23 protein-coding genes and 1 pseudogene are annotated in these 20882 nt (G+C 61.7%); 8 read left to right on the top strand and 16 right to left on the bottom strand.

Annotation, left to right across the window (positions count from 1 at the left end; all coding sequences use genetic code 11):
* Positions 1-49: 49 nt before the first annotated feature.
* The 3 genes from NBG89_RS28880 to NBG89_RS28870 form a co-directional block, all read right to left on the bottom strand.
* Complete coding sequence (locus NBG89_RS28880) at positions 50-694, bottom strand: antitoxin of toxin-antitoxin stability system (RefSeq protein WP_416068613.1); 645 nt, start codon at positions 692-694, stop codon at positions 50-52.
* Positions 687-1124, bottom strand: a complete 438-nt coding sequence (locus NBG89_RS28875) for a hypothetical protein (RefSeq protein WP_416068614.1) — start codon at positions 1122-1124, stop codon at positions 687-689. Before NBG89_RS28875 ends, NBG89_RS28880 begins: the two co-directional genes overlap by 8 nt.
* A 67-nt stretch (positions 1125-1191) precedes the next feature.
* On the bottom strand, positions 1192-3327 hold the full coding sequence (locus NBG89_RS28870) for a ParB/RepB/Spo0J family partition protein (protein ID WP_431324640.1): 2136 nt from the start codon (positions 3325-3327) through the stop codon (positions 1192-1194).
* Between the two features lie 238 nt (positions 3328-3565).
* Here NBG89_RS28870 and NBG89_RS28865 point away from each other — a divergent pair, with 238 nt between their 5' ends.
* The 3 genes from NBG89_RS28865 (at position 3566) to NBG89_RS28855 (ending at position 5665) form a co-directional block, all read left to right on the top strand.
* Positions 3566-3898 carry an integration host factor subunit beta gene (locus tag NBG89_RS28865; RefSeq protein WP_416068616.1) on the top strand — a complete coding sequence of 111 codons (333 nt, stop codon included), beginning with the start codon at positions 3566-3568 and terminating at the stop codon, positions 3896-3898.
* A gap of 826 nt (positions 3899-4724) precedes the next feature.
* A complete protein-coding gene (locus NBG89_RS28860) occupies positions 4725-5081 on the top strand; it encodes a TA system antitoxin ParD family protein (protein WP_416068617.1) in 357 nt (118 codons plus the stop codon).
* Entirely contained in the window at positions 5078-5665 is a 588-nt protein-coding gene (locus tag NBG89_RS28855; protein WP_416068618.1) for a zeta toxin family protein, read from the top strand. Before NBG89_RS28860 ends, NBG89_RS28855 begins: the two co-directional genes overlap by 4 nt.
* 70 nt (positions 5666-5735) lie before the next feature.
* On the opposite strand, the gene virB11 is transcribed toward NBG89_RS28855, so the two are convergent.
* Genes virB11 through NBG89_RS28790 form a run of 13 tightly spaced genes read right to left on the bottom strand, consistent with a single transcriptional unit; the run spans position 5736 to position 15830 of the window.
* On the bottom strand, positions 5736-6758 hold the full coding sequence (gene virB11, locus NBG89_RS28850) for a P-type DNA transfer ATPase VirB11 (RefSeq protein ID WP_416068619.1): 1023 nt from the start codon (positions 6756-6758) through the stop codon (positions 5736-5738).
* A gap of 8 nt (positions 6759-6766) precedes the next feature.
* A complete protein-coding gene (gene virB10 / locus NBG89_RS28845; RefSeq protein ID WP_431324639.1) occupies positions 6767-7939 on the bottom strand; it encodes a type IV secretion system protein VirB10 in 1173 nt (390 codons plus the stop codon).
* A gap of 15 nt (positions 7940-7954) precedes the next feature.
* Positions 7955-8806, bottom strand: coding sequence for a P-type conjugative transfer protein VirB9 (virB9, locus tag NBG89_RS28840; RefSeq protein ID WP_416068621.1), 852 nt, complete (start codon positions 8804-8806; stop codon positions 7955-7957).
* Positions 8803-9474, bottom strand: a complete 672-nt coding sequence (locus NBG89_RS28835; RefSeq protein ID WP_416068622.1) for a virB8 family protein — start codon at positions 9472-9474, stop codon at positions 8803-8805. The genes virB9 and NBG89_RS28835 overlap by 4 nt, the downstream gene beginning before the upstream one ends.
* A 1-nt stretch (position 9475) precedes the next feature.
* Positions 9476-9733 (bottom strand): hypothetical protein, encoded by a 258-nt coding sequence (locus NBG89_RS28830; protein ID WP_431324638.1) that lies wholly within the window; start codon positions 9731-9733, stop codon positions 9476-9478.
* Positions 9734-9767: 34 nt separating this feature from the next.
* The gene (locus tag NBG89_RS28825) at positions 9768-10700 is read right to left on the bottom strand and encodes a type IV secretion system protein (RefSeq protein ID WP_416068624.1); all 933 of its coding nucleotides are present in this window, start codon (positions 10698-10700) and stop codon (positions 9768-9770) included.
* A 3-nt stretch (positions 10701-10703) separates the two neighbouring features.
* The gene (locus NBG89_RS28820; protein WP_416068625.1) at positions 10704-10937 is read right to left on the bottom strand and encodes an EexN family lipoprotein; all 234 of its coding nucleotides are present in this window, start codon (positions 10935-10937) and stop codon (positions 10704-10706) included.
* A complete protein-coding gene (virB5, locus tag NBG89_RS28815) occupies positions 10934-11626 on the bottom strand; it encodes a P-type DNA transfer protein VirB5 (protein ID WP_416068785.1) in 693 nt (230 codons plus the stop codon). The genes NBG89_RS28820 and virB5 overlap by 4 nt, the downstream gene beginning before the upstream one ends.
* 5 nt (positions 11627-11631) lie before the next feature.
* Entirely contained in the window at positions 11632-13998 is a 2367-nt protein-coding gene (locus NBG89_RS28810; protein ID WP_416068626.1) for a VirB4 family type IV secretion/conjugal transfer ATPase, read from the bottom strand.
* Entirely contained in the window at positions 13991-14329 is a 339-nt protein-coding gene (locus NBG89_RS28805) for a type IV secretion system protein VirB3 (protein WP_069460906.1), read from the bottom strand. The genes NBG89_RS28810 and NBG89_RS28805 overlap by 8 nt, the downstream gene beginning before the upstream one ends.
* Before the next feature lie 3 nt (positions 14330-14332).
* A complete protein-coding gene (locus NBG89_RS28800; protein ID WP_278026079.1) occupies positions 14333-14632 on the bottom strand; it encodes a TrbC/VirB2 family protein in 300 nt (99 codons plus the stop codon).
* On the bottom strand, positions 14629-15288 hold the full coding sequence (locus NBG89_RS28795) for a lytic transglycosylase domain-containing protein (protein ID WP_416068627.1): 660 nt from the start codon (positions 15286-15288) through the stop codon (positions 14629-14631). Before NBG89_RS28795 ends, NBG89_RS28800 begins: the two co-directional genes overlap by 4 nt.
* 2 nt (positions 15289-15290) lie before the next feature.
* Positions 15291-15830: a hypothetical protein gene (locus NBG89_RS28790; protein WP_416068628.1), complete on the bottom strand. Its 540-nt coding sequence runs from the start codon at positions 15828-15830 to the stop codon at positions 15291-15293.
* A 101-nt stretch (positions 15831-15931) separates the two neighbouring features.
* On the opposite strand from NBG89_RS28790, the gene NBG89_RS28785 reads away from it, so the two are divergent.
* The 5 genes and pseudogenes from NBG89_RS28785 (at position 15932) to nadC (ending at position 20795) form a co-directional block, all read left to right on the top strand.
* Positions 15932-16285, top strand: a complete 354-nt coding sequence (locus NBG89_RS28785) for a MarR family transcriptional regulator (RefSeq protein ID WP_416068629.1) — start codon at positions 15932-15934, stop codon at positions 16283-16285.
* A 165-nt stretch (positions 16286-16450) separates the two neighbouring features.
* Positions 16451-17353, top strand: coding sequence for an NUDIX hydrolase (locus NBG89_RS28780; RefSeq protein WP_431324637.1), 903 nt, complete (start codon positions 16451-16453; stop codon positions 17351-17353).
* A 66-nt stretch (positions 17354-17419) separates the two neighbouring features.
* A complete protein-coding gene (gene nadA, locus NBG89_RS28775) occupies positions 17420-18391 on the top strand; it encodes a quinolinate synthase NadA (RefSeq protein WP_416068631.1) in 972 nt (323 codons plus the stop codon).
* A pseudogene (locus tag NBG89_RS28770) lies at positions 18388-19932 on the top strand (L-aspartate oxidase). The gene nadA and the pseudogene NBG89_RS28770 overlap by 4 nt, the downstream one beginning before the upstream one ends.
* Before the next feature lie 14 nt (positions 19933-19946).
* A complete protein-coding gene (nadC, locus tag NBG89_RS28765) occupies positions 19947-20795 on the top strand; it encodes a carboxylating nicotinate-nucleotide diphosphorylase (RefSeq protein WP_416068632.1) in 849 nt (282 codons plus the stop codon).
* Positions 20796-20882 lie beyond the last annotated feature (87 nt).

Genomic DNA, 20882 nt, shown 5'->3' with positions numbered 1-20882 from the left:
CCCCCGCCTGACGGCCCTCTTCCTCTGAGATTGGCCGCACCGGCGCGGATCAGCCGAAGCGCTGGCCGGATGCGGTAAAAGTGTAGCCGTTGGCCGAAATCGCCGCGTCGACGGCCTGGTCCGACGTTAGATACTCGTATTCGCGCTCGAGTTGCCGGTAGAGCCAGCGAGCAAGATCGCGGAGGCTCTCGATGACGGCTTCCTCCGCGTTGATCGTCATTGCCTGGTACGACGGACTGTCCCGCTCAACCGAGATCGCCATGCAATAGGCATGGTAGTAGTGGCCACGATGGGTGGCATCCGCGCGGAGCTGGTAGAAATTGCGCTTCTGAATTGCCTGGAGCATGTCGGCGATCCGATGCAACTCGGCATCCCGTGGCGCGTATTCCCTGATCCGGCGCGGCGCCTGCTTGCCGTGGGAATAGTAGGCTTCGAAGCACGCACCATCTCCCTGGCTCCAGAACCCACTGAACCAGATACAGGGATCCTGGCGGGAGCCGTCGCCCTGGAGACGGACCGTGCATGTCTTGAGGCGGAGGCCGAGGATTTCGCAGATGCGCTCGAAATCTTCATAGACAAAATCGAACCAGTCGTAGTCGAAGCCGCCTTCGCGGTACCAGGCGCGGGCGCTGTCCTTCGCCGCATCCGACAGCTCGTGGAACCGGTAGACGACAGTCTCGATGATCTCAGCCATCGCTCTCGCCTCCTATGATCGTTCCGGACAGGGTTTCGGGGTCGGGTGCGCCGGCAAGGATCGCCTCCGCGCGGGCAACCACCCACGACGCTCTTGCGACCCAATCGGAGGCGGTTGGCCTGTCCGACCGGATGTCGGCGAGGATGATCTTCAGGACCCCGAGCAGGATTTCGAAATGCGCCGCCTTGCGCTGAACCGTTTCCGTGAATTCAGGGGGGATCGGGATCGCCGGAGCGCGATAGGCGGCATCGGCGCCCTGCCAGATGCCGCTCACATGAGTTTCGCCTGCGGTTTCGTAGTCATGCCGGGCGTCGTCCCAATCGTTGTCCTCAATTGCCGCGCGACATGCGGCATCGCACGTCTCGGCGCGATAGGTGCGATGGCGGAAGACCGGCAGACGATAGGTGGTCTCAATCGTAAAGTCGGGCATCGGAATGCTCCTTAAAAAGAAAGGCCCAGCTGTGGGGCCGGGCCTTGGATGAGATGGGGAGATCGGTTTACTCAGCGGCGTCGAGATGGCCGTAGCCGTCTTCTCGATCTGCGTCGTCGTCCCGATCGCAGGAATCGAGGTCTTCCGTCAGGAAGGCGGGGAGCGCGGCGCCAACCTCGGCGTCAGGAGTGACACCGGTGTTCTCGACCTTTGTGGAGACATCATCGCTGGTGACGTCTTCGGCAGCGCGGAGCGGCTGCGGCAGCCATCCGCTTCCGGCGATGAGCCGTTCGGCCTCACGCGCCATATCGCTCTTCTTCAGATGGCCGATCAGCTGTGCCGATTGCTCGCCTTTCGCTTCCTGCACGGCCTGGAGGATATGGGCCTTGGTGACCCGACCCAGGTAGTTGTCGGCCGTTGGCGTCCAACCGGCCTCGACCATGTCGAAACCGATCGATCCTGCGACCTGGTCGGCATGCGCGATCGCGCGGCTGCGCTTGTTCCAGGGTTCGATGACCGCATTCAACGACAGCGAGGCGCAATGTGCAAAGAGTGCCTGCCGGCTAGCGTCGTCGAGCCCGATCAGGAAGCCCCAAAGCGCGTCGGGATCCTTGGGGAGATCCTGACCCCATGCTTCCTGCCGCTGGTCGATCTCCTTGGCCCACGCGGTATCACCAAGCGCCGGCGTCTGCGAGAATCGGGCGCTCTGCAGCGTCACCTCCAGGCATGTATCGGACCCGTAGAGATAGAAGGTCTTCAGCACGAAGGCGTGAAGCACCGCGATGAAGGCAATGACCGGATCATTGGCGAGCGCGTTGCGCAGCGCAACGGTGCGGGTTGCCGTCAAATCCAGCACCAGGCGTTCGGAGAGCGGCCGAAGCGAACCCTCCTCCTCTTCGCTTTCGGCATTCATGGAGCCGACACCATGCACCGCGTTACCGTCGGCAGAAACGGTCGGACGGCCGCCGACGACATCATTATCACCTTCCGACGCGTCGCCGCCATCAACGTCTACCTTCGGCTCGTCCTCTGGGCGGACGAAACCTCGCTCGATCTTGAGCTCGCCGTTTGCACCGAGCGAGATGAATGCGCCGCCGCGCGCGACCTCGTCGCCGTCAAACACGTAAGGCCGGTCGTTCAGCTGGTCGAGTTCGCCGCCAAGTTCCCCCAGTTTGCGCTCGGTCTCCTCGCTATAGTCTTCGGCCTCGGCATAAGCCGCGTCGAGCGCGTCGTACTCGGCTTTGACGGCATCGTAGCGCTTCAGCTCGTCCGCGGTCATCTCCGGCTGCTCGCCGTAGAAGCGGCGAAGCCCCGAGGTGTGGCCGTAGGGGAAATCGAAGGCAGCCTCGATCCATTTCCAGCCTTCAGCAGATCTGATCGCCTCGGCGTCGGCATTGAGCTTCTCAATGACGAGCTGCTCGACCAGAGCCGGGTCCTGCAGCCAGCCGCCATTGTCCTCGTCGAAGAGATCGCGCATGACCACCCCGCCGGCACCCTCATAGGCTTCGATACCGATATAGACGGCACGGCGGTCGCTCGCCCGGATTGCTGTCTCGGTCAGAAGCCGGCGGATGTAATAGGGCTCACGGACGTGCTGGCGCGAGATCGTGTCCCAGACCTGTTCCTGCCGGACATGATCATTGGTGATCGAAAACGCCATGACCTGCTGCAGGGTCATCTCATCGCTGGCGTAGAGATCGAGAAGGCGCGGTGAGACCGCTGCAAGCCGCAACCTTTGCCGCACCGTCGCGACGGAGACGAAGAAGCGCGCGGCGATGTCGTCTTCATCCTGACCCTGTTCCTTCAAAGTCTGGAAGGCCCGAAACTGGTCGAGCGGGTGGAGGTCGACGCGATGCACGTTTTCGGCAAGGGAATCCTCGACCTCCGGCGTTGCCGCCTGGCTGACAATGCAGGGGACACCGGCGGTTTTCGCGAGCCGTTTCTGGGAGACGAGGCGCTCGAGGGCCCGGTAGCGGCGACCGCCGGCCGGAACCCGGTAGAAACCGGTCTCGTTGCCATCGGCGTCGAGCTCCGCCCTGACATTGAGGCTGGCGAGCAAGCCGCGCCGCGCGATGTCTTCGGCAAGGTCCTCGATCGAAACGCCGGCCTTGATGCGGCGAACGTTGTTCTGGCTGAGCACCAGCTTGTTGAAGGGAATATCGCGGGCCGCGCTAAGGGTAATTTTCTGGATGGCCTGGGCCATGTCGGTTCTCCATGACGGGCCGGCCGGAGCCTCTCTCCGACCACCTTAACCCGTCACGATCCCCCTTCCCCCCTCCCCCTCTCTTCCTCCCCGCCAACTCCGGCCGGCGTGCCAAGCGGCCGGTCCGCCACGATTACAAGTTGATCGCGAGGCGCCTTCGTTTTTAAGCCTACGGCACCCCCGGTCACCCGAGCGGACATCAGCCGCCCCTTCCCCGGCATCCTTTATGAGGTCGCCCGTGATAAAATCCGAACTCGTTTCCCTGGTTGCCGCTCGCAATCCCCATCTCTATCACGCTGACGCCGAGAAGATCGTCGATGCCGTCCTCGAAGAGATCGCCGCGACGCTCGCCGACGGCAGTCGTGTGGAACTGCGCGGCTTCGGCGTCTTTTCCGTGCGCAATCGACCGTCACGGTCAGCGAGAAATCCGCGGACGGGGGGCGCGGTTTTTGTCGAGGAAAAATGGGTGCCCTTTTTCCGCACGAGCCGCGAATTGAATGGCCGGCTAAACGAGGCCGGGGAAACAGATTCACGGACTGCCGCGGCAAACAAGGCTATCTTGCGATCATGATTAGGGTGGAGAACTCGCTGCAGCGACGCAACAAGCGGCAGCGGCTGCTTGGCAGTAGCAGCGGTCCCCGTTGCGGGGCTTCGGACCAATGCCGGGTAGATTTGCATGTCCTATGAGTGGGACCCGCTCCGGGCGCGTCGCACCCGAATGATCAGGATTGCTACGGTAGTGGTCTTGATCGTCAGCGCGGTGAGCGTTCCTGTGGCTGCACTGCTGACGGCAACAGCCAGATGAGCCGCCGAGCGCCACCGCATCAGGCCAACGCCTTATGGGGCGGGCAGGGGTTCGCTCCAGTGCTTTATCAGATCATCTGGATCCACTTATTGGTCCAATGCCTGCAAAACGCGGCGTCGACTCGTTAGGTTCCTTGAATAACGATCGATTTGGAGACCTCTTGCCTCAGATTCTTGGGGGCGAGGCCTGAAGACTGGCAAGGCTACTATCCAATCTTCTGAGCAGAAGCGGAAACGCCCGGACTGGCGGGCACCGAGGGAGTCAAGGGCTATTTCCAAATTACTCCGGCCTCGTCGCCATCCGGGCCGCCACGCCGGAACCCTCAAACTTCGCGGCTGAATGGAAAGAACTGCTGGCACAAATGTGTCCGAAGTAGAAACACTCGGCCGGTTCTGAGCCGCGAAAATGGCCTAGCCTCGGCTGAGAATGCCAAAGTGCATTCTGTCTGCGTTCGTAGAGACGATCGAATTCACAGTCTTGAGCCTACCGATCATGCGCTGTCGATGCCGTCTGCCGAAGATTGGGGCCATTCGGTCTGCCCTTGATTTTCAGGTAGCATTTTGCTACCTATATGATCATGCAGGAGATGAACATGGCTCAATCGGTCAAACTTGCAGACGACATAATGGCACTCATCCGTCGGGAAGCCGATCTTCAGAGTAGGTCTGTTGCCGGTCAGATAACGCATTGGGTAAAAATCGGGCGAGCAATCGAGCATTCCGGGACCTTCGATTATGGCCGGATCAAGCTGGCACTCGAGGGCCGACTCGATACGACCGAACTCCAAGAGGATGAAGAAGCCGCCTGGCTCGATGCGTTCACGACCAAGATGGCTGAACCGACGACGGCTGAACAAGAATTCTTTGCTCAACGCAGAATGTTGGGTCGCGGCGTTGGTCTCGATGCAGGTGGCAACCTCATCTATGCAAAGGATGACGCAGCCGCATGAGACCCAGCCTTGTTCTGCTTGCCGGACCAAATGGCGCCGGCAAGTCGACACTCTACCAGACCCGCGTTGCTCCAGGCTTCGCGGGTCCTTTTATCAATGCCGACATCATCCAGCGCGAGGAGCTCAAGGACAGCTCGATGGAAGCGGCCTATAAAGCTGCCGAGATTGCGCGCGACCGCCGGGCGGAGATGCTTGAGGCAGGCAAGAGTTTTGTGACCGAGACCGTCTTCTCTCACTCATCGAAACTGGAAATTATCGAAACCGCACGGACGCATGGCTACATCGTCATTGTCATGCATGTCGGTGTCGACAGTCCCGATCTCTCGGTGGCGCGGGTCAAGGGCCGCGCCGACGAAGGGGGCCATGATGTCCCGGAAAAAAAGATTCGAGCACGCTACGATCGTGGGCAGCCGTTGATCCGGCAAGCCGTCCTTCGTGCCGACCGTGGCATGGTCTTTGACAATTCGAAGCTCAACGAACCACCTCAGCAGATTCTGGTCTTTGAGAGGGGCCGCCTGCTGCAGGCAGCTCCCTATCTGCCGGGATGGATCCTTTCGGTCTATGCCGACGACCTTATCATCTGACCCGCATCACTTGATCGGCGCGGGAGGCCGCCAGCCGGGAGTGAAGCGTGAACCCGCCCCGCTATTCGCGCTAGCGACTGCTGATGGCGTTTGCGTCAGGATGAGCGGGCCGAAAATAGATTTCCGTCACTCGAAACTTCCCGGCGACGCGCCTGCATTGCACAACGACATCGATAGCGATTTTGAGCATCTCGCGGATGTCGTGGCGCTCGAGATCCTTGCCGCCGTCCGATTCCTTCACGAGCAGCGTCAACTGCTCGAAGGCTAGTTCCGCCGAATCCGCATGAACCGTGGTGATCGAGCCGGGATGGCCGGAATTGACATTGCGGATGTAGTAGAAGGCCGTTCCGTCCCGCAATTCCTGAAGGAGAATGCGGTCGGGTCGCATGCGCAGGCAGGATTCAAGCAGGTCCTTCGCAGAAATCTTTGCAAGACCCTGCCCGCCCTTGGAATAGAACAGACGCACGTTGTTGGGCTGCGGGATGACGAGCTCAGGCGTGTCCTCAATCGAGATGATGCGCTCGTGATCCGGAATATGCCGGATCAGTGCCTTTGAAAGCGTCGTCTTGCCCGAGCCCGTGGCGCCGGAGATTATGATGTTCTTTCGTGCAAGCACGGCCTCCTGAAGGAAGGCCCTATGGGCGCCGGTTCGGTGGAGTTCCAAGAGTCGGTGGTCGGAGGGTGCTGCGTCGCGGCTTGCCGGGGCGACGTCGGCGAATAGCCCGCCGTTCTCAAGATCCTGCAGGCTGAGCGACACGGAAGACGGCTTGCGGATCGTGATGCTGACGGTCTCCTTGGCGGTTGCTGGCGGAATGACGATCTGGATGCGTTCGTCATCGGGCAACGTAGCCGACAGGATCGGCCGGGTTTCGTCAATCGATTGATGGGAGAAACTCGCCACGGCCCGGGCAAGGCGCATCAACTTTTGGAACGAAAGGGCCGGCAGGTCATGGGTCCGCCACCCACCGACACCTTCCGTCAGGACTTGCCCGGGCCGATTGACTATCACTTCATAGAGAGTCTCGTCAGCCAAGAAGTCTTCAAAGGGAACAAGCAGCTCCCGCACGACACCGGCGTCTGGACCTTCAGTCATGAGAGGGCCTATTTGGTCACGAGCTTCGAATCCGGGAGGAAATCCCCAAGTACGGCGCGGTCATAGATGCGATTGCGAGGTTCGGTGACGCGCAGGCGATAGACGCTCGAGAAGTCGAGGTCGCGCGCCACGAAGATCGACACCAGTTCGCCCTGATGTTTCATGAGCGTCGGCGGAATGTTGATCGACTGCTCGACCGCGATGGCCGCGGCCTGGTTTCCTGCATTTGTGGTGTTCTGCGCATCGACATCGCTGTCCTGCAACCGGCTGTTGGCATAGGAGGTCGCGTCGCCGACGATGGAGAGCAGAATGGCGCTGCCGAACCTTTCCCACCAATGGGTGTCGACATAGCCGTCCATACCGGCGCGCCCGAGCGCATCGGTTGCCGGCGACGCGAGTGTGACGATCACGCCTTTCGGGGTCTTAGCGCGGTTCCAAAGGACAAACAGGCGTTTTTGTCTGCGCTGCAGCCCGCCGCGATATTCGCCGACCACCTGCGTGCCCTTTTCCATCAACACGACGCGGCCACTATCGGAGAGGACATCCCGGTTGATGACGCAACTGGTGAAGCCCGGCTGGTCGGAGGCGAGCGCGGTTTCGAGCACGCAAGGGATCGAGGTTCCCATGGCAACGATGAAGTCCCGGTTACCGAGCGTGCCGGCGCGCGACCCCTGCAATTGAGTGGGCGTCATCAGGCGGTTGAAGCGCTGGTCTTCGTTTTCGGTTTGCGTGTTGATGCCGGCCGGAGTGACGCCGAGCGGCAGATAGTTGGACGTGGCGTCGGCCGTCTTCTCGTCTGTCTCGCGTTGCGTCGACGGCGATTTGCCGCCGAAAGCGATCACCGGTGCGCGACGTGCGGCGTCGAGCAGCTTATCGTCTTCCGACGGGGCCGCCTCAGTGACGATGGGCGTCGGTAACTTGACTTCGGTCGGCGTGACGACCGGTTCGGCTCTTTCCTTCGCCGGCTCGAAGTCCGATGTCTGGCGGATGACGACGCGCTCGGGCTGTGCGCCGTCACCATCCTTGTTTTCTCCGCGCATCGACCAGAGGGCGAAGGTGACGAAGACGATGATCGCAAGCGCGACCGCGCCGCGTCTGAGCACCGGATTGTTGTCGAGCCTGCGGCCGGTGGTCGTTTCGGCGCGCTCGCCCGGGATCCGGTTCGGTTCTTCCTCGGCCATTGGACCTCCCTATCCTTATTCGCCCGTCGGCGTCTTCATCACACGTTCAACGGACGGCGATGTCGTGTTGGTCTCGGGATTGATACCGACGCGGTCGTAGGCTTCGTTGAAGACGCAGAGCACGTCCCCTCCCCGGCGCAGGATGAACTTGCGGCTGATCGCATGGACGAGCACAAGGTTGCCCGAGACCGATTTCGGTACGAGGCTTTCCGTGCCGTCGGAATTTTCGATGTAAATCGCCGGCATTTCCTGGTTTCCGACGAAAGCGAAGGTGGTGACCTTGCCGTTGTCATAGACCGCTTGCGGCTCGAGTGCTTGCGACCCTTCCGCCGAATAGCGCCAGTTGCGCGGACCGTAGGCTTCGTGAAGGCCGAGCACCCGATCGGCCTGCGCCGACTGCGCGGCCTGAGCCCGGGCTTCCGCCTCCAGCCGCCGCCTCTCCGCTTCATCGGCCGGGTAGCGATATTTCACATAAAAGTATGTGTTCTGGCCGGCGGCGACCGAGCCGTCGCGCACGGTGAGTTCCATCTGGTAGCTGCGGGTCGACCCGTCGCGACGCGTGGTCACGACCGAGATGTTGGTGACCGGCTGGTTCTCCCGGGGTTTCAGGAAAAGAATGTTTCCGGCCGGTGCCACTTCCCAGGCGACGGAGTTGCCGAGTGCGACATGGGCGATTTCCTCGTCGGCGGCAAACTCGATCTGTACCGAGGATCTCAGCGTGCCGACGATCTTCGTGATGTTGTAGGGCTGGTAGTTGACGAAGCGGATACGATTGTCCTGGGTCGCGCCACGCGGAACCTCGAGTGCGAGGGCTGAGGATACGAGACTTCCGGCCAGCAGAAGGGAAATGAGGTAATGCGGTCTCAATTGATGGTCTCCGGATCGGCGCGATAGTCACTGACGACGAACCCCAAAGGATTGACCAGTCGGTCGGTGGCCGACATCGGGGCATTGGCATAGGAGAAGGTGAGCGTTGCCACCCAATGGGTGGTCTTCACCTCCTCGCCGCGCGTGACTGTGCGCATGTAGCGGACCGAGACGACGTTGGCGTTGATCAGCGAAATCGACACGACATTGATGCGTGCGGTCGCGCCGCGGCCATAGACGTTCTGGGGCGAATCCGGGTTGCTGCCGCGATAGAGTGCGGCAAATCGGGTCTGCTCGGCCTGGGTCGACAGGAGTGCCACGTTGCGGAAGTTCTCTTCCGCCTCGCTCCAGACATAACCTTCGCGAGCCCGCACATATTTGGCCGCAAAATACTTGGTTACTGCCTCATCATAGGTGCCGGCGGTCGCTGTGAGTGCCGAGACGACATCAACAATGCCGGTTGAATTGTCGACCCGAACGACGAAGGGTTCGACGGTTTTGAGCGGCGTAAGTGCTGCGATCGCGAAGACGGATGCGGCGGCGAGAACGCCGGCGGCGATCGCCACAGACCAGGCGATGCGCGCAGATCGCTCGACCTGAAGGAGGCGGTCCTGATCGAAGCGGCGGGCCTTATCAAAATAGCTCTTGAGACTGTCCGTGGTCACCATGTCATTCCTTCCCGCAGTTTCGGTAGGAGCCGGCGATGTCGAACTGTTTGAAGGCGGCAGGCGCGGCCTGGTTCTGTATTTCGGCATAGGGCGTTGCAGCGGAGGTCGGCTGCCTGGTGGGGCTCTTTTCCTCCCACTGCCACATTGCGCGGTTCAGCGGGCGGCGGGCATAGCCGTCGCATTTTGGAAGCGGGTAGGAGATCGAGGCGCAGCTCGCCAAACCGGTAAGAAGAAGGAACGATAAGATTGTGCGGATCATGTGGAATTACCTTGAGGCGTTTACCGGGCGGCCGTCATTCGGCCGCGCGTTCTGTCGTGCGTCGGCTGAGCGACCGCGCGCCGCGCCCGACCGCGCCGGCAGCCCGGGAGGCGGCCCAGGCAAGCGTGCTTTCGTGCGCATCGCGTGCCGCCCCGTATCCGTAGGTGAGCGAAGCGCCGCCGGCGGCAAGCGCCGAGGCGATGCCGGGCAATTGATAAAAGACGTAAAGCGCGGCGAGGCAGATGGCGCAAAGCGCGATCGGTCGCATCAGCACGTCGCTATAGCCTTCGATGGCAGTAAAGGTTGTGTCGATGCAGGTGATCAGTAACGAGCCGATCGCGACGACAAGGACCTGAAGGATGACAAAATTGGCGAGCTGGCCGATCCAGGATTCGGTGAAGCGGCGTGTTGCCTGGAACATGGCGAGCGCAATGAAGATCGGTCCGATCGCCAGTACGATGGCGAGCGCCAGCCGCGCGTAAAGCGAGACGATATAGCCGATCGCCGCGACGATGAAACTTGCGCCGATCACCATCATGCCGCCGACCCCGGTAACGATATCGACCGGCCAGGACGCGCGGGACCAGATCTCGTAGGCGCAGCGTTGGCCCTTGTCGAGCAGGCTGTCGAAGGTCGAGGCGCTTGGCGCCGTGCCGCTGTTCAGCGCCTGGGAGATTTCTTTCGGAAGCGTCTCAAAGAAGATATTGGTGACGTAGGTCTGGTACTCGCTGGCATTCCTGACCAGCATGACGATGATGGCAAGCTTGATAGCGCGGAAAGCAAATTCGAGAACGGGTTCCTGCACCGAGCCACGTAGCACCAGATAGCCGTAAAGTACGACGTAGAGCGTGAGTGCCGCCGTCAGCGGTCCGCTGACCCAGTTGGCAATATTCGACGTGCCTGAAGAAATGAAGTTTTCGAGCGGCGCCTTGAATTGCGCATCGACGAAGCTGAAGACCTGGTACATGCATCAGCCTGCAAGCGATTGGCGCATCCGCTCCAGACGCAGCTTGCCGTCGGCGCTTTCGGCATTTTGGCAATTGGGCGTGCTGCCGCGTTCACCGGGATTGTTGCGGCATTCGCCGAGGACCTTCGCCAGAAGAGGCTCGTCGGCGAGAAGTTCATCGACGGTGTGGACCTTTTGTGTTTCACCGGAGCATGAAGCGAGCACGCCCAGCATAATGAGTGGGAGAACGCGCTTCATGGCAGGGCCGCTCCCATGGTGTCCATGCGCTGTCGCCAATCCTCCGCTTTGCGCTGGTCGTCGACCTCACCTTGCGCGCTCTGGATCATCTGGAGCCCCTGCATACGAAGAACGTCGGTCTGCAAGTACGCCGACTCCGCCTGCAAGCGCGCCTGCAGGTCGGCAATGTCCTTGGCATCGGCTGCACTGGAGATCTTCTCGCGAAGCTGGTCGATGCCGTCGATGCGCTTGGTCGCGGCATCATAGATTTCTTCGCCGAGGCTCATCTGCCCGGCGTTCTGATTTTGCACGCGGCTCAGTTCCTGGGCATAAAAATCTTCAGCGTCGGTCCGGTATGTGGAGTTACTGTCGAGGAATTTCGTGGCCGAACTCTCGAAGACGCCGGTGCCTTGGCCGTTAAGCAGGCTCTCGACCGTCTTGAAGTCAGGGGGCAACGCCCTTCTGATCGCGGGATCGTTCAGTAGGGCCGCGACATCGGCCATGTCGGTGATCTTGTTGAGCGAGCCATAGAGTTGCTGGGCTTGCTCGATCTGCTGATTGAGCGCATCGAGCTGGGATTTTAGCTGGGCGATGCTTTCGATCTGCTTGGCGATCGCCGTCTGGTCGATCACCGGTATGCCTTGGGCTGAGAGGTGATTGGCGGGGAGGATCAAAGCCAGGATCGTGGCGATCGCGGCGGTTTGGCGCATACCCATCAGAGCAGCCTCCTTTTTTGCTGGAATACGGCGAGCCATTCGCCGTGGTCGTCGCCAAGCTCGGCGCGGACGGCGTCGGCAAGCTCCACGTTGGCGGTTCGCCCCGACAGGATCGCAAGTTCGTCGTCAAAGCCATTGAGGTTCAGCTCTGCGACCACGCTGTTATGGCCCTGCTTGACGATGAAGCGACGGCTTTCGACTGAGAGTTCGCGTGCAACCAGTTCGAATTCCCGTCCGGTCAGCTTGAAACCGTCGACATAGTCGCCTTGGTCGCCGCGCGGATTGGGAAGGAAGATCTGTGTCGGGCATTGCTCAATGATCGTATGCGCGATCGGCGAGGCGATCGCGTCGCGTGGGCTTTGAGTGGCAAACAGCATCAGTCCGTTCTGCTTGCGGATGGTTTTGAGCTTGTTCTGGGCGAGCTCGCGAAAACCCTCGTCCTTTAGCGCCTTCCAGAACTCGTCGATGACGATGATGATGCGGCGACCGTCTATCAGTTGCTCGATGCGGTAGAAGAGATAGGCCATAAGAGGCGTGCGGATCTCCTCGTTGTCGAGGAAATCGGTCATGTCGTAGCCGATGAACTTCGCGCCAATGCCAATGTCGTCGAGCTCATTGTCGAACACCCAGCCAAGCGGCCCGCCCCTCTCCCAGCGCCTGAGCCGCGATGCGATACCTTCGGGATCGGTATTGTTGAGAAATGTCCGAAGCGCGCCGATCGAGCGGCGCTCAACGGGAAGGTCGGCGAGACCATCCACGGCCGAGGCGATGTCTCGCAGTTCTGAGACGGTCAGCTCCCGCGTCGCGGACCCGACAAGCTTACCCACCCATTGCGCCAGGAACACCTTATTGGCCGCGTTGAGGTCGATTGCCTTTAAGGGCGCGCAGCCGGTGGGAACGCCATTCCTGAGCGGCAGGTAATTGCCGCCGGCGGCGCGAACGAAAAGATCGGCGCCACGATCCTTGTCGAAAAACACCATATACGGGTCGTGCTTTTCGAGTTGCGAGAGCATGAAATTGAGAAGCACGGTCTTGCCGGCGCCCGATGGGCCGCAGATGAAGGTGTTGCCGAGATCGCCATGATGGAAGTTGAAGTAAAACGGCGAGCCCGACGCGGTCTTCAGCATGGCGACGGCCGAACCCCATTCATTGCCGTCCTTCTGTCCCGTCGGGTAGGAGTGATAGGGCGAGAGAGCTGCGAAGTTCTTCGAGGTAATGGCGCCGGAGCGCGCCCGAAAGCGAGTATTGCCCGGCAGTTGCGCCCACCAGGCCGCTTCCAGTCCGAGATCCTCACGGGCGACCACCGCGCCGCCATTGGTCAGATGGGCGCGGGCCTTGGCCATATTGTCGGTCAGCTCCCTGACCGAGGGCGCGAAGACCGACAGCGTCAGATGGTGCTCGCCAAGAACGAAGCGGTTGGATTCCAGATCATCCATCGCTTCGCTGAGCTCGCCGATTTGCGAGGCGGCCTTGTCGCCGGCGCTGACCATCTGGTTTTGCTTACGCCCCATGATCGTGCGCGCGTCGGCTTTCGAGGCAAAGGCGAAGGACTGCGTCAAGATGAGCTCGAAGGGCGCGGTCAGGATGCCGTCGAGCATGCCGGAACGCGTCGAAGCGGGATATTCCTTGAAGCCGAAGATGCCGGCATAGCGGCTCATCGCCTCGTGGCGGATCTCGGCGGTTTCGCGACCGAAGATCACGCGGTCGGAGTAGATCGCCGATGATATCTGGCCCTCGGTCAGCGGGACAGGTTCGCGTCGTCCGCCGACAAGCTGGTGCAGCACTTCGCTCGGTTCGGAAAACACGATGCCGTCTTTCTCATAGAGGCCAAGGGATCGCGGCTCAAAGCGCTTGAGGCCGGCGATCACATCCGTCACCTTGTCGCGAAGGTGTTTGAGCGCGGTCTCGTCCACCTCCCCGCCCCTGCGGCGGGCGCTGCGCAATCGCTTGACGAAGCTTGCGGCTTTTTCGGCCGGATCGCGATCGGGATGCCAGATCAGGCTGACATAGAGGTCATTGCGAAACAGATCCTCCCGGACCATGCGCTCGCGGTATTTCGCGTTGAGCTCCGCGGAAAACGGATTTGTGAATTCACCATCGGGATAGGCGTTGTCGCGCCGGCGGATGACATGCGTCCAGAGCACCAGCCGCTCGTCGGCAATGTTGCGGTAAAGCGTATTGAGATCGCGGTGCAGCCCGTTGAGATCGAGAATGTCGGCCGTTTCGAAGGACACACCCTCGAGCACCAGCATCACCATCATCGCTCTCGAAGAGAGCGCGATGGTCGTCTCGTCCACATGGCGGACATAGGGAATGAAGGTTTCCGGCGCGAGTTCGCGGGCGCGAAGCGTCACAAGATTAGGCAAGGCTCAGGTCCCTCTCGTCATAGCGTCTGCGAAGTCTCAACGGAGAGAGGCTTGCGCCGCCCCAATAGGCGGCATTGCGCGAGCGGCCGCGGGTTTCGAGCCAGGCGACAAGCAGCCGGAACATGTTGTGGTCGTGTTTGACCAGCGCCCGGAATATGAAATGAAAGACGACGCCGACCAGCGCATAGGCGATCGATCCCGCGGTGATGTAGAGGATGGTCGTCAGCATGATGTTGAACCCCATCGCCTCCATGGTCACGCCGGCAATCATGGCCGGCCGGGTGCAGGCTAAAAACAGCGTGTCTTCTTCCAATGTCGGGGCGCTCGCCACAGATCAGCTTCCAACGATTGTGTTGACGAGTTCGGTGGCGCCAAAAATGCCGCCGATACCGATGATCCAGAAGCCGGCCCGCCTCAGATCCATGTAGCCGAACATCCAGGCGATGCAGATGATGATCACCGCGATGACGGCGAGCAGCTTGGCGATATTGCCGGTGAGCATGTCGACAATGTTCTGGAGCACGGTCTCGATGCCGGCCGATTGCGCGAAGGCTGGCTCGACTAGCAATGCGACGAGGGCTACGGCCATCAGGGTCGATGCGGCGAAAGGACGAAGAGTGTCTCTGGAAATCATTCGGTTGGCTCCGGTCGGCGGTTTTGAAAAACGAGGACCGAAGACTGCCGCCGGGTGCTGAACACATCCCACGGCATTGCTTCGGCGGTTCGAGACGATTGTACGAATTGCTTCTGCGCGTCCTCGACGTCGCGCTGTTGGTCGAGATCCGCTGGTTCGGGTGCGCTCGAAACGGTCAGTGAGGCCAGCTCCAGCAACAGACGCTTAGCTTCCTCGCGCACCCGCACATCATATCCGGCCACGGCGTCAGTCGAGGGATCGCCGCGTCCATAATAGGACTGCAGCATCACTGCCTCCGCTCTTGCTGGTTCAGCCCCCGCGCCGGCGGCGAGCCGGTAATAGCCGTCGAGCAGAGCGCCTGTGGCCTTGAGGTTGAGGCAAGGATCGAAGGCGTCCGAGACGGAGAGGCCGAGCTTCTGGAGTTCGGCGGTTGAAATGCCGCCAAGCCCGAGCTGAATCGGCTGGTGCTCAGCAATCAGCGACGTCGCAAGTTCGATCGCCTCGGCTTTCGACGTCGGCTGCGCGGTCAGCGGGTCACCGTTTCTGAGGCGGATATGGTAGGGCTGAAACCGGCTCTCGAGGCTGACGACGGCCGCGAGCGTTTCGACCTGCACGACCGGTGCGCAGGTCTGGGCGAGATCGACGAATGCGCCCATGGTTAGTACCAGACCCGATGGGTGCCGGAGCCGTCTATGGTGACGTCGACATAATGCGGCTGTGATCGAACATTCGGGCGCGTGATGGAATAGGCCATGCACTTGGAATGACCGTTCACGCGCTCCCATCGCGGAGAAAGAACCGAGCCGGCAGAGCTTCCGTCCCGATCTCTATCGAAACGGCATAGCGTGTGGCTCACTTCGCTGAGCGTCGTCGAGATGCAGGTGGCTTCCTGACCGCGCGGCTCATAGCGGCCGACGAGCTTGTAGCCGTCGTCGCAGTAATAGGGTTCATAGCCGGGCTTTGAGCTGTGGAAGCCGACGCCGCTGCAGGTCGGGAAGGAATGGCCCCGAGCGAGATGCCGCCAAAGCTTTTCGACCGGCGGACGGCACTCGGCGAATTGCGTGGGGCCGCCCGGATTGGAAAGGCATAAAATGACCTGGCATCCCCAGTCGTCGGCCCGCGTATGACTAGCGGAAGCAAGATAGAGTGATACTATGCAGCAAATGGGGAACAGCAAATTGAGCACAGGTTTTTTCATGCACAGGCCCTTCCAGGACGACAGGCCACGATCGCCGATGAAGCGAATCGTGCCCGATGCAGCAAAACTTATAATGACGCGTTTAAACCACTAAACAAAACATGACAAGAGTGATCAAGACACATTGGCACAACGCCTTGTTCAACGGACTCGTCCTGCAGGAGATCCTGGATCATCCGCTGGAGGACGAAACGCCGACCGCGCGGCTCAAGGAAATCGGCATGATGTCGGTGCTTTATTCGATGAGCCAGGCCCATCAGCCGCTGACCTTGACCAATATTTCCGAGCTTTTGCAGCTGACACGCAGCGGCGCGAAGGAAACCGTCAATCTTCTTGTAAAAAGGGGTCTTCTGACGGAGACGATCATTAAGAACTCCATGGGGCGCGGAATTGCGCGGCAGTTCGAGATATCGAAGACACTCTTCGAAAAGCTTGGCGCACCCGATGGTGATTGAGCATGGCAACGTACTGGCGCGTTAACGCTAATATCTAGCTCACAAGCGGTCCTCTTCGAGCCTAGCCTCGAACCACCCGGGCCGCTCTTTGCCGGCAACGCCTGTCCTTCCCGGAGAACCTGTCACAGGATGGCGCAAATTATTCACTAAACGAACGAGAAGCCCTTGAAAACCGCGCTTGCCCATACCGAACTGATCGCCGTGCTGACCGCCGTCACCAACGAGGCGCCGCGCGTCATGACCGTTCGCAAGGGAGAAGCACTTCCCTCCGGACCGCTCGAGGTGGAGCACCGCAGTCTGCAGTCGGGCTTGCGCGAATGGGTGGGCGAGCCGACCGGCCATCCCATCGGCTATCTCGAACAGCTCTATACCTTCGCCGACCGCGACCGTGCGCCGGGCGACAATGCGAGGCGGACGATCTCGATCAGCTATCTCGGCCTGGTGCGCGAACAGGCCGCACCCGGCGCCGGCGCACCCGGTTGGCACGGCTGGTACGATTATTTCCCCTGGGAGGACCACCGCGCCGGACGGCCGGCCCATCTGACGGAGATCGTCGATCGCTTCGAACCCTGGATCGCGTTGGATGCGTCCCGAGGGGAACACCGCCGCAGGCGGGTGGAGTTCACCTTCGGCGTTGGTGGTGCCGCTTGGAATGAGGAGCTCGCACTGCAACGCTACGAACTGATGTATGAGGCAGGCCTCGTCGGCGAAGCGGGCGCCGCATCATCGGCGGGAACCGGCCGATCGATGTTTGCCGACCATCGCCGGATCCTGGCAACGGCGATCGCCAGGCTGCGCGCCAAGATCAAATACCGCCCCATCGTCTTCGAGCTGATGCCGGAGGATTTTACCCTGTCGCAGCTCCAGCGTACCGTCGAGGCGCTGGCGGGACTTGCCCTGCACAAGCCGAATTTCCGGCGCCTGATCGACCAGCAGGAGCTGATCGAGGAGACCGGCGAGATGTCGAGCGAGACCGGCGGCCGTCCCGCCAAGCTCTTCCGCTATCGCCGGGCGATCCTTGAGGAACACGCGCTCTCCGTCTCACGGCTGCCGCTGTCGCGGAGTTGACATATTCTCGGATCGAGAATATCTATTCGCGCTCGATATACTCAAACTGAGTAAAAGAGGCGCATCATGAACACAACCGTTTCGATTTCAGGCCTCTACGAGCGTGTGAGCCGCGTCATGCCGAAGGCTGAATGGCTTTCACACGAGGCGGACGTCGCGGCGATCCTGGAATTGAAGCTAAAGCGCAATGCGGTGATCCTGGCCCATAATTACCAGACGCCGGAAATCTTCTATGGCGTCGCCGATATCGTTGGCGACAGCCTGGCCCTGGCGCGCAAGGCGGCCGAAGTCGATGCCGATGTCATCGTGCTCGCGGGCGTCCATTTCATGGCCGAGACGGCGAAGCTCCTGAACCCTGAAAAGACCGTGCTGATCCCCGACATCGGCGCCGGCTGTTCGCTGGCGGATTCCATCACGCCGGAGGACGTCGCGCTGCTCAAGGCCGCCCATCCCGGCGTGCCTGTTATCACCTATGTCAACACCTCGGCCGCCGTGAAGGCCGCCTCCGACATCTGCTGCACCTCGGGCAATGCCAAGCGCATCGTTGAATCGCTGGGCGTTCCAAAAGTGCTGATGATCCCGGACGAATACCTCGCCCGTAATGTCGCGAGGGAGACCGATGTCGAGATCCTCGCCTGGCATGGCCATTGCGAGGTGCATGAACTCTTCACCGCGAAGGATGTCCGCGATCTGCGTGAAGCCCATCCGGGTGTGACGATCCTGGCCCACCCCGAATGCCCGCCCGAGGTTGTCGACGAGGCGGACTTCTCCGGCTCGACTGCCGTCATGTCCGACTTCGTGGCGCAAAAAAAGCCCGCCCGCGTCGTGCTACTCACCGAATGCTCGATGAGCGACAACGTGGCCGTCGATCACCCTTCCGTCGAGTTCATCCGGCCGTGCAATCTCTGCCCGCACATGAAGCGCATCACGCTCGGCAATATCCGCGAGGCACTTGAGGAAAACCGCCACGAGGTGACCGTCGACGCCGCCATCGCCGACGCTGCCCGCCGGGCTGCCGAACGGATGCTTGCGGTATGACACGGGGCCTCCTTCACCACCTGAGCGGGCGCGTCGTCATCGTGGGAAGCGGGCTCGCTGGCCTTGCCGCCGCTTTGACGCTTGCACCCGAACCTGTCGTCCTTGTGACGCGGGCAGGCCTGGGCGCCGAGAGCTCGAGCGGCTGGGCCCAGGGCGGAATTGCAGCCGGCATTGGCGAAGGCGACAGCACGGCGCTGCACGTAGCGGATACGCTCGCCGCCGGCGACGGACTATGCTAGCCCGAAGCGGCCGCTGCCATTCTGGGCGATGCAGAGAGGGCAATCGCCGCGCTCGAACGCTTCGGCGTGCACTTCGACCGCGGGCCGGATGGCGCATTCGCTTTCGGCCTTGAAGCAGCCCATTCGCGGCGGCGCATCCTTCACGTGGAAGGCGATGGCTCGGGTGCCGCGATCATGCGAGCGCTCGTCGAAAGGGTTCGCAAGACACCGTCGATCGAAGTGCTCGAAGGACTGGAGGCCCGCCGCCTCCTCGTATCGAACAATCGGCTGCGCGGACTTGCCTGCGCCGGCCCGGCAGGTACTCTCATCCTGCCGACCAACCGTGTCATCCTGGCAACCGGTGGTCTCGGCGGCCTCTACGGCGCCACGACCAATCACTCCGGCAATTACGGCCAGGGCATCATGCTTGCGGCGCGGGCCGGCGCCATCCTGTCCGACATGGAATTCGTGCAGTTTCACCCGACCGCGCTCGACAGTCCGCGACGTCCGCTCGCGCTGGTGAGCGAAGCCGTGCGTGGCGAGGGCGCGATCCTGCTGAACGAGCGGGGCGAACGATTTCTTTCGGCGACGCCCGGCGCGGAGCTCGCGCCGCGCGACGTCGTCGCGCGTGCCATCGGCGCGGAGATTGCGCGCGGTGGACGCGTCTTCCTCGATGCGCGCAAGGGGCTCGGAGAGCGGTTTGCTGCACGGTTTCCCCTGATCGCCGCACTCTGCCAGGAGGCAGGCATCGACCCGGCGCACGATCTGATCCCGGTTCGCCCGGCCGTGCATTACCACATGGGCGGTGTCGCGACCGACCTCAAGGGGCGCAGCTCCATCGAGGGTCTCTGGGTCGTTGGCGAGGCCGCCTGCACAGGGCTTCACGGTGCCAATCGGCTGGCGAGCAATTCCCTGCTTGAAGCCACGGTCATGTGCATGCGCGCAGCAAGCGACATCGCCGGTACTTCTGCTGGCCCGATCGCCACCGCGAACGTTCACGACATGCCGCCAGAAGCAGAGCTTTCCGCCGTGCGCGAGATTGCTACGCGCGACCTTTCGGTGGTTCGCGACGCGGCCGGTCTAGAACGAGCCATCGGGGCTCTTCTGCCGCTTGTGCAGAGTGGCGGCCCTTCAGCTGATCCCGCTCTTGTGGCCTTGGCTGTCGCGACCTTCGGTCGGCTCCGTGAAGAGTCGCGCGGTGCCCATGCGCGCAGCGACTTCCGCCAGACAGATCCCGAACCGGTCCGCCGTCAGATGACCCTCGACCAGGTCATTGAGGCGTCGCGGCATTTCGCCACCCGACCGCTTGCCCGCACAGCCTGAGGAACCAAGACATCATGAACCTCGCTCCCCTTCCCCGGCTTGTCTTCGAGCCTGCCGTTCGCACGGCGCTTGCCGAGGATCTCGGCCTTGCCGGCGACATCACATCGGCGGCCGTCATTCCGTCCGACCATCGGTCGCGCTTCGCACTGGCGGCGCGCAAACCGGGCGTGATTGCCGGCCTTGACGTCGCGGAACTCGCCTTTGCGCTCGTCGATCCCGCCATCAGCCTGACCCGAAACGTTGAGGACGGCGCAAAGGTTGGCGCCGGCGATGTGATCGCTCTCGTCGAGGGGCCCTCGCGCGGGCTGCTGACCGGAGAACGCACTGCACTGAACTTCCTCGGCCACCTATCCGGCATCGCCACCGTGACGGCCGGGATCGTCGAGGCCATTGCCGGGACGACGGCGTCCGTCGTCTGCACCCGCAAGACGACGCCGGGGCTGAGAGCCGTGGAGAAATACGCCGTACGCGCCGGTGGCGGCATGAACCACCGCTTCGCGCTCAACGACGCGGTGCTGATCAAGGACAATCACATTGCCGTTGCAGGCAGCATCAGTGAAGCGCTCCGCCGCGCCAAGGCCGGTGTCGGGCACATGGTGAAGATCGAGGTCGAGGTGGACACGCTGGATCAATTGCGCGAGGCCATGGACGTGGGCGTCGACGCCGTCCTGCTCGACAACATGACGCCGGAGCTGCTGCGGGACGCGGTTTCCTTCGTCGCCGGCCGTGCCATCACCGAAGCGTCCGGCGGCACTACGCCGGCAACCGCCGCGAAGATCGCGGCGAGCGGCGTTGATCTGCTGTCGGTTGGTTGGCTGACGCACAGTGCACCATGCCTGGACATCGGGCTCGACTGGAGCTGATGTGAGGGCGATATAGCCTATATCAAACGCGCCCCGCTCCCGTTCGGGATCAAACTCACTATCCGCGCGAGCAAAGATGCATCGTGC

Source organism: Rhizobium sp. YTU87027 (assembly GCF_050644135.1).
Taxonomy (GTDB): Bacteria; Pseudomonadota; Alphaproteobacteria; order Rhizobiales; family Rhizobiaceae; genus Rhizobium.
The sequence above is the reverse complement of the archived record's forward strand: the minus strand, read 5'-3'. Positions and strand labels throughout refer to the sequence as shown.